At 36.2% G+C, this 1,958-nt stretch carries 2 protein-coding genes; both read left to right on the top strand.

Annotated elements, in window-relative coordinates; translation table 11 throughout:
* Window positions 1–173: 173 nt before the first annotated feature.
* Complete coding sequence (locus BM241_RS12090) at window positions 174–1,322, top strand: C47 family peptidase (RefSeq protein ID WP_092282909.1); 1,149 nt, start codon at window positions 174–176, stop codon at window positions 1,320–1,322.
* 21 nt (window positions 1,323–1,343) lie between these two features.
* Window positions 1,344–1,733, top strand: coding sequence for a hypothetical protein (locus BM241_RS12085; RefSeq protein WP_092282908.1), 390 nt, complete (start codon window positions 1,344–1,346; stop codon window positions 1,731–1,733).
* Window positions 1,734–1,958: the final 225 nt, after the last annotated feature.

Genomic DNA, 1,958 nt, shown 5'->3' with positions numbered 1-1,958 from the left:
AGCTTTCTTTAATTTGGTTATATATAGTAGGAAGATGAATCAAAGGGGGTGATTCCAATGGGCAACGAGATTTAATATAATGGGTGAAGCTTACAGGCTGAGCCCTGGAATACGAAAAAAAAAAGCTTTTGGGCTTTTCAGGAGCGTACCAAAAATATAAGGGGGTATAACACATGATTGCTTACCAAAGACTTAATAAAATTGCAGTTATTCTTTTACTGGTTTTCTTATTATTTATATCAGTGACAACAGAAGTAAAAGTACATGCACAGGAAACCCAAAATCCTGGTGGTTTGTATGTTGAGACTCAAATATGCCCTGAGAATGTAGTAAAGTATGCAAGAGAAAATGTTTATAGATTTATAATTGCCGAGAGGGCAGAAAAAGGTATTGAATCAAACAATAATCTGCCTGCTTTGGGTAGTCCATTTGCATTGGTAAATGAAGAAGAGAATACTATAACTTATTATTTCCCTATTTTGTACAATAACCATATTGAAGCTACATTTAGAGTATACGAGGTTAATGGGCAGTTAGCTGGTATATACTCTGAAGCTTTAGCGAATGAATTAGAGGAGCTATCTAAAAAGACGACAGCAGAAAAGCCCGCGGTTATTGCGGTAAACAATGGCAATGTTATTGCAATCACATGTGAGGGAATTGATGTTTTACAAAAAGATCCATATGGTAAGAACATAAAGGAAGATAAGCTTAAAAATTTCCAAAAAATTTCTATACAGTCTTCCGACAATGAAGTGATAAACTGCAAAACACCCATTCAGTATTTATCTAAAATTGATACCTCAGAAATTACAGTAAATAATACCCTTCCAAGGTTTAAGTATCTAAACACAACAATACGAGAAACACAGTCTTCATATCCTTGGTGTGCAGCGTATGTAACCGCTTTTATTGTTAATTTCAGAACAGGCAGGACTGATATCAGGGCAATAGATGTAGTTAAATTTGCTCATCCGAATTCTAACAATATATATCAAGAATCAGTTTCAAGAGAACAATGCATTGCTTTTGCAAAAAAATATGGTCTAAATCCTTATGAACCATCGTCAAATATCAGTTACAGTACAGCAAAACATCAGATTGCTGCCGAGAAACCCGTATACATGGGTTGTGATGAAATAAGTGGCGACAAGAAAGGAAGGCATGCTTTGGCATTAAGAGGCTATAATGAACAGACGGGTGTTTTTTCTGTATGGAACCCTTGGTATAATTATTATGAGACAATGCCTATTGATACTCGAATATACACCGCAACAAATGGTTCTCGCTGGGAATGGAAACGAAGCATAATCGATTGGTAATGAGGGGGAGGTAATTTTGATATGAAGAAGATATTTCTGGTTGCATTTTTGGCTTGCACTGTTTTTCTGTCGGTAGGATGCAGCAGCGATGAAGCTGAGCGATATGTTGTGCCGCCCATGATAAAGTTTAACGGTAGGGTATATCAAGATGTAGGAGGGCCATTAACAGAACTTCCATCTGACGATTACGTAAAAGAGAAGATATTATACAAGGTTCCGCACACAAAAATACCAGATAAAGATTTAACCACAAACTTTGGAAAGGTTGGCGATGAGTTTTATTATTCACCCCATGATCCAAGTGCAATTTATTTTGTAGTAAAGGATGAGGAAGGCAACTTTAAACATTACTGCAAGTTTCAGTTGCAGTCGGAGATTCAATATGAACTGGGTTTAGATGCTGATGATTAATAAAGAAAGTCAATAAAATTGTTTCGTCTTATATGATGTTTAAGGCGGCTTATAAGCCGCTTTTTTATGTGTGCCCGGCATGGGCGATAACTTTATGCCCAAACAGATGTAGATGCCATTTCAGGCTTGTAAAAAATAGAGATATAAATTATACTGTTTTTATAGCAAATTAAATTTAAGCTGCATAACCGGCTGATATTGCCCCAAAGCATCATCCATTTTCTG

This window comes from Caldicoprobacter faecalis (genome assembly GCF_900115765.1).
Lineage (GTDB): Bacteria > Bacillota > Clostridia > Caldicoprobacterales > Caldicoprobacteraceae > Caldicoprobacter > Caldicoprobacter oshimai.
Note: the sequence above shows the minus strand (reverse complement) of the source record. Positions and strands in the feature narration are given on the sequence as shown.

Coding starts and splice junctions, on each gene's coding strand:
- BM241_RS12090 (WP_092282909.1), top strand. CDS start 174: ATGATTGCTTACCAAAGACTTAATAAAATTGCAGTTATTCTTTTACTG.
- BM241_RS12085 (WP_092282908.1), top strand. CDS start 1,344: ATGAAGAAGATATTTCTGGTTGCATTTTTGGCTTGCACTGTTTTTCTG.